The sequence below is a fragment of the Cryobacterium algoritolerans genome (assembly GCF_004402785.1).
Classification (GTDB): domain Bacteria; phylum Actinomycetota; class Actinomycetes; order Actinomycetales; family Microbacteriaceae; genus Cryobacterium; species Cryobacterium algoritolerans.
Map to the genome: position 1 here is coordinate 62,592 of NZ_SOFP01000050.1, position 6,374 is coordinate 68,965.

A 6,374-nucleotide genomic window follows, 5' to 3' on the forward strand; every position below is an offset into this window, starting at 1 on the left:
TCGACTTTTGATACTGGAGATTACCAATGCCTACGCCCACTAAGGGAGCCCGCCTCGGCGGCGGACCGGCCCACGAGCGCCTGATGCTCGCCAACCTGGCCGCGTCCCTGTTCACCCACAAGTCGATCAAGACGACCGAGACCCGTGCCAAGCGCCTGCGTCCGGTCGCCGAGCGACTGATCACGTTCGCGAAGAAGGGCGACCTGCACGCCCGTCGTCGCGTTCTCGCCACCATCGGCGACAAGACCGTCGTGCACGAACTCTTCACCGAGATCGCGCCGCAGGTTGCGCTTCGCGAGGGCGGCTACACCCGCATCACGAAGCTCGGCTTCCGCAAGGGCGACAACGCCTCGATGGTTCAGATGGAACTTGTCCTCGAGCCGCTGACCCCGAAGGTCAAGAAGTCCTCCCCCGCCAAGGCCGCGAAGCCCGTCGCTGAAGAGGCCGCCCCGGTCGAGGTCGCTGAAGCCGACGCCGCAGTAGAGGCCGACGCCGCCCCGGCCGACGCCGCCGCCCCGGCCGACGCCGAGGAAGCCAAGTAAGCGCGAGCTCTTTGCTTACCTGAAAGGGGTCCGACTTCGGTCGGGCCCCTTTTTCCATGCCCGGAAGCCGAATGCGCGCCAGGTAAACCTCGCCGAACTGTGAGCTGTGCACCTATTTTCGGCCCGAAGCGGTGCCGAACTCACAGTTCGGCGGCGGAATCGGGAAGCCGGGGGGAGGGGAAGCGGGCGAGGCCGGCCGATTACTCGCCCAGGCGGAAGACGTCGAGCGGACCGAGCGGCGGGTGGGTGGCAAGGCGCTGGATCGCCGACGAGATCGTGTCGGCGTAGATCTGCCCGCCGGTCGGGCCCGGGTGGATGTTGTCCTCGGCGAGCACATCGGAGTGCGGCGCGATCGCGTCGTGCCAGTTGGCCAGCTCCACCCGCGAATACCGGGCGGAGAAGTCCGCCAGGGCGGCGTTGACGCCGGGAGTCCAATCACGGTCCGCGAAGGCGTTGACCATGATCAATTGCCGATTCGGCCCGATCACGGTCTGGATGGCGGCCAGCTCGTCCTCGTTGATCGGGCCGTTCGTGCCGAGGCCGACGACGACGACCGAGCGCAGGGTGCCGGCCTGGTTCAGGGCGGCGAGGATGCCGGAGGCCGAGCGCATGCCCCGGTTCACGGCGGCATCGATCGAGATCCCCGGGAAACTGCTCTGTAGCTCGGGGGCGGACGCCAGCATCACCGAGTCGCCCACCGCGGTGATCATACTGCCGCCGGGCAGCGGCCGGTGGCTGGAGACGGCCGCACGCTTGGCGGCGACCCTGGCCGCGGCATCCATGGCCGTCTGCCCGCGGTCGATCGCCTGCTGTGCGCTGGTCTCGCGGGGTGCGGTGACCAGGGCCGAGGTCGTGCCGGCCACGAAGAGCAGCACGGCGGCCGCGCCGAGGGCGACGAGCACGCGGCGGCGGGCCCCGTAGCCGGCCGTCGCGGCTGACAGCCTCCGGATGCCGCCCCGCACGCCATACGACCGCACCGGTCGCTCCAGCCAACGGTACGAGGTCGCCGCGGCGATCAGGGTGAGCGTGCCGGCAAGGACCCCCGCGGCCAGCCCGGCCGGCGCACCGGCCTGCCCGTAGGCGCGGGCGGCAGCTGGCCACGCCACCTGCACGAGCACGAGCACGGGCCAATGCCAGAGGTAGAGACCGTATGACCGTTCACCGAGGTAGCGCAGCGGCGCCAGGTCAAGGGACGGGCCGAACCGGACGCCGCGGACGGCAGCCCAGATGACGATCGCACTGAGCAGGCTGACCGCGACCAATCCACCACGGTAGGTCACGGCTCCGGTTGCCGGCAGCGCCCAGGCCGCGGCGAGGAGCCCTGCAAAGGCGGCCAGTCCCAGCCACGAACGTGCCAGGCCGAGCACCACGTGGAGCCGGGGGAGTGAGGTCCCCCGTGCGCCGGGGGCCAGCAGGAGCGCGAGGGCCGCACCCGCGAAGAGGCCAAAGCTGTGGCTGTCCGAGCCGTAATACACCCGGGTCGGGTCGCTCCCCGGACGGAACAGCACGCCCATCCAGAGCATTGCGGCCACGGCGAGCCCGCCCACCAGGGCCACGCGACGCCAGGGGCCACGAATCAGCAGCACGGCGAAGAGCACAAACGGCCAGACCAGGTAGAACTGTTCCTCCACCGCGAGGGACCACAGATTGCGGAACAGCTCAGGCTGGGTGGTATCGAAGTAGCTCGCCGACCCGGCGATCGACACCCAGTTGTAGCCGAAGGTCATAGCGCCGAGCACCTGGCCGCCGAGCCCGACCAGCACATCGCCGCCGATGAGCCATGCGGCGGTGCAGGCCACCAGGATCAGGGGAATCAGCGGCGGCAGGAGGCGCAACGCCCGGCGCTGCCAGAACCGGCCGAGGGTGAACCTGCCGGTGCGCCGGTGTTCGGCGAGCAGGAGACCGGTGATCAAGAAACCGCTGATCACGAAGAAGACGTCGACGCCGACGAATCCGCCGGGCAACGCGGCCGGGAAGAAGTGATAGACCACGACCAGCGTGACCGCCATGCCGCGCAGCCCATCCAACCCGGCCAGGCGTTTTGTCTCGGGGACCGTGTGGTCGGAGTCCGGGCGGGCGGCTGTGGGGCTGAGGCGACTGAGGTTCATAGCAAGAGCGGACGCTGTCCGGGTTCAACGATAACCCCGCCCGGCCCATACACTTACCTGCGTGATTCTTCCCCCGGCAGCCGATGAGATCCTTCCGCCGGAAACCACCCGGATCAGGCTCGATATCGCCTACGACGGCACCGGCATGTCCGGGTGGGCCACCCAGCCGGGCCTGCGCACCGTGCAGGGCCAGATCGAGTCCGGGCTCGCCGGCATCCTGCAGAGCCACCCGCCGACCCCCGTCCTGACCGTCGCGGGGAGAACGGATGCCGGTGTGCACGCCGCCGGACAGGTGGCGCACTTCGACCTGAACGCCGATCAGGCCGACAGCCTTGTACGCATCACCCGGGGCAAGGGTCGACCACCGACGCCGCTGGCGGTCATGGTGCAGCGGCGGCTGAGCGGCATCCTCGTCACCCAGCCCGAGATCGTGCTGAAGTCCTCCACCATCGCCCCGCCCGGCTTCGACGCGCGCTTCTCGCCGTTGTGGCGACGGTACGAGTACCGGATCGCGGATTCCGTGCTCGGTCACGACCCGCTGCAGCGGTTCCGCACCACCTGGCACGGCTTCCGGCTCGATGTGGACAAGATGGCGGAAGCCGCGGCGACGCTGATCGGCCTGCACGACTTCGCCACCTACTGCAAGCCGCGCCCGGGCGCCACCACGATCCGCACCCTGCAGGAATTCCACTGGAGGCGGGACGCGGATGGCGTGCTCGTCGCATCCGTGCAGGCGGACGCCTTCTGTCACAGCATGGTGCGGGCCCTGGTCGGCGCCTGCGTCGCCGTCGGGGAGGGCCGGCTGGCCGCGGACCGGCTGGTCGACCTCCGGATCGAGCGAGCCAGGACCAGCGAATTCAAGGTGATGCCGCCCCAGGGGCTGACCCTGATGGAGGTCGCTTACCCCGCCGACAGGCTGCTCGCGGCCCGTGCGTTGGAAACCAGGGCGCGCCGGGAACTCATCGACGACACAGAATAGGCGCTCGCCACCGCCGGGGAATTGCGCTCAGGTGGGCGAGGACACTAATATTGACTTTTGGTGTCTGTGCGTTGCAGCCAGGCACACGAACGTGAGCCCTCCATCGATCGTGTTCCCAGATTTGGAACACACCCGGAGCGGGATTCACGAACACCTCCGTTCGAACAAGAAAGCAGCTCAATAGTGACGCGCACTTACACTCCCAAGGCAAGCGAAGTCCAGCACGACTGGGTCGTCATCGACGCCACAGACATCGTTCTCGGTCGTCTTGCCAGCCACGCCGCCGTTCTCCTCCGTGGAAAGCACAAGGCAACGTTCTCTCCCCACATGGACATGGGCGATTTCGTCATCATCATCAACGCCGAGAAGATCGCCCTCACCGGCAAGAAGCTCGACCTGAAGCTGGCGTACCGCCACTCCGGTTACCCGGGCGGCCTCACCGCCACCAACTACTCGGAGATGCTCGAGAAGCACCCCACCCGTGCGGTTGAAAAGGCGATCCGTGGCATGCTGCCGAAGAACACCCTCGGCCGCGCCCAGCTGGCGAAGCTGAAGGTGTACGCCGGACCGGCGCACCCGCACGCTGCCCAGCAGCCGAAGCCGTACACCCTCTCCCAGGTCGCTCAGTAGCGCCGGCCACCAGACTTCTCGACTCTAAGAAAAAGGATTCACTACATCGTGGCGAAGATCGCAGACCAGATTGACCAGGCTCAGGAGAGCTACTCGACCGAGACTCCGGCCGAAACCGTAACCAAGGCGCCCCGCGCCATCCTCAACGTTCCCGGCGCAGCCGTCGGACGTCGCAAGCAGGCCATCGCCCGCGTGCGCATCGTTCCCGGCTCGGGCACCATCACGGTGAACGGCCGCGAATTCGGGGATTACTTCCCGAACAAGCTGCACCAGCAGCTGATCAACGACCCGTTCAAGGTGCTCGACCTTCTCGGCAGCTACGACGTGATCGCCCGTATCACCGGCGGTGGCCCCTCCGGCCAGGCCGGCGCACTGCGTCTGGGGATTGCTCGTTCGCTCAACCAGATCGATGAAGAGAACAACCGCGCCATCCTGAAGAAGGCCGGCTTCCTCAACCGTGACGCTCGCGTCAAGGAGCGCAAGAAGGCCGGACTCAAGAAGGCCCGTAAGGCGCCTCAGTTCTCCAAGCGCTAATTCGATAGTCGGTACCGTAAATGCCCCGACTATTCGGTACCGACGGTGTTCGGGGCCTGGCCAACCGTGATCTCACGGCCGGCCTCGCCTTGGCCCTCGCGCAAGCGAGCGCGGCGGTCCTCACACAGGGTCGCCGCGCCCAACTGCGACTCGCGGAAGGCCGACGCCCGGTGGCGGTCCTGGCCCGAGACCCCCGCATTTCCGGCGAGTTCATCTCCGCCGCCGTCGCCGCCGGCCTGGCCAGCTCCGGCGTGGACGTCCTCGACGCCGGCGTCATTCCCACGCCCGCTGCCGCGTTCCTGATCGCCGACATCGGCGCTGACTTCGGCGTGATGATCTCCGCCTCGCACAACCCCGCCCCCGACAACGGCATCAAGATCTTCGCCTTCGGGGGAACGAAACTTCCCGACGACGTCGAGGACCGCATCGAGGAACACCTCGAGGGACCCAATCTGACGCCGATCGGCGGCGACGTCGGTCGCATCCGTCGTTTCGCGGATGCCGAGGATCGCTACGTCGTGCACCTGCTCAGTACGCTGCCGAACCGCCTCGACGGCGTTCACGTTGTGCTCGACTGCGCCCACGGCGCGGCCGCCGGAGTCTCGCCGCAGGTGTTCACGGATGCCGGCGCGCGCCTGACCGTGATCGGCGCGGACCCCGACGGCCTCAACATCAACGACGGTGTGGGCTCGACCCACCTCGACAACCTCGCCGCTGCCGTGCTCGCCAACGGAGCAGACATCGGCATCGCCCACGACGGCGACGCCGACCGGTGCCTGGCGGTCGACCGTGACGGCAACGTTGTCGACGGCGACCAGATCATGGCGATCCTCGCGGTCTCGATGGCCGCACGCGGGGTGCTCAAGGATCGCACCCTCGTCGCCACGGTGATGAGTAACCTCGGCCTGCGCAAGGCCATGGCGGCCAACGACATTCGGATGATCGAGACCAAGGTCGGCGACCGGTACGTGCTCGAAGCGCTCAATGAACACGGTCTTTCCCTGGGCGGCGAACAGTCCGGCCACGTGATCATGACTGACTTCGCCACGACAGGTGACGGTATCCTCACCGGGCTGCACCTCGTCGCCGAGATGGCCCGCACCGGCAAAACACTGGCCGAGCTGGCGTCCGTGATGACGGTCTACCCGCAGATCCTGGTGAACGTGCGCGGCGTCGACCACCACGCGCTCAAGCGCGACGACACGATCGCCTCTGCGGTGCTCGCCGCAGAGGGCGAGCTGGGTGACACCGGGCGTGTGCTGCTCCGGCCGTCCGGCACCGAGCCGATGGTGCGCGTCATGGTCGAGGCCGCCGACCAGGCGACCGCTGACCGGCTGGCGCACGCCTTGGCCGGCGTCGTACGGGAGTGCCTCGCCCTCTGACTCGGGAGTCGTGTCTGTCGAAGCGACCTTCCCCGTCGGTGATTGAGTCTGTCGAATTCAGATTCGATTAAGTTATCCACATCTTTGACGTTCTCTCATATTTGTGTTCCTGTTTCCGTAGAATTGCGGTATGTCCACCACCCTCCGCGACCAGAGCCCGGCCCGGCCCACCGCCGCCCCGCTCGCGGACCGGCTGCGC

6 protein-coding genes are annotated in these 6,374 nt (G+C 67.7%); 5 read left to right on the plus strand and 1 reads right to left on the minus strand.

All coding sequences use genetic code 11. The annotated features are described in order from the left end of the window. Positions 1-26 precede the first annotated feature (26 nt). Positions 27-542, plus strand: a complete 516-nt coding sequence (gene rplQ, locus E3O19_RS11860; RefSeq protein WP_134567845.1) for a 50S ribosomal protein L17 — start codon at positions 27-29, stop codon at positions 540-542. A gap of 200 nt (positions 543-742) precedes the next feature. On the opposite strand, the gene E3O19_RS11865 is transcribed toward rplQ, so the two are convergent. Next, positions 743-2,650: an acyltransferase family protein gene (locus E3O19_RS11865; RefSeq protein ID WP_134567847.1), complete on the minus strand. Its 1,908-nt coding sequence runs from the start codon at positions 2,648-2,650 to the stop codon at positions 743-745. A gap of 145 nt (positions 2,651-2,795) precedes the next feature. On the opposite strand from E3O19_RS11865, the gene E3O19_RS11870 reads away from it, so the two are divergent. From E3O19_RS11870 to glmM, 4 genes are all read left to right on the plus strand, one after another. Continuing rightward, positions 2,796-3,629 carry a tRNA pseudouridine synthase A gene (locus E3O19_RS11870; RefSeq protein ID WP_134567856.1) on the plus strand — a complete coding sequence of 278 codons (834 nt, stop codon included), beginning with the start codon at positions 2,796-2,798 and terminating at the stop codon, positions 3,627-3,629. A gap of 183 nt (positions 3,630-3,812) precedes the next feature. Continuing rightward, the gene (gene rplM / locus E3O19_RS11875) at positions 3,813-4,259 is read left to right on the plus strand and encodes a 50S ribosomal protein L13 (RefSeq protein ID WP_134567849.1); all 447 of its coding nucleotides are present in this window, start codon (positions 3,813-3,815) and stop codon (positions 4,257-4,259) included. Positions 4,260-4,307: 48 nt separating this feature from the next. Beyond that, complete coding sequence (gene rpsI, locus E3O19_RS11880) at positions 4,308-4,793, plus strand: 30S ribosomal protein S9 (RefSeq protein WP_134567851.1); 486 nt, start codon at positions 4,308-4,310, stop codon at positions 4,791-4,793. Between the two features lie 20 nt (positions 4,794-4,813). Further along, positions 4,814-6,175 carry a phosphoglucosamine mutase gene (gene glmM / locus E3O19_RS11885; RefSeq protein ID WP_134567852.1) on the plus strand — a complete coding sequence of 454 codons (1,362 nt, stop codon included), beginning with the start codon at positions 4,814-4,816 and terminating at the stop codon, positions 6,173-6,175. Positions 6,176-6,374: the final 199 nt, after the last annotated feature.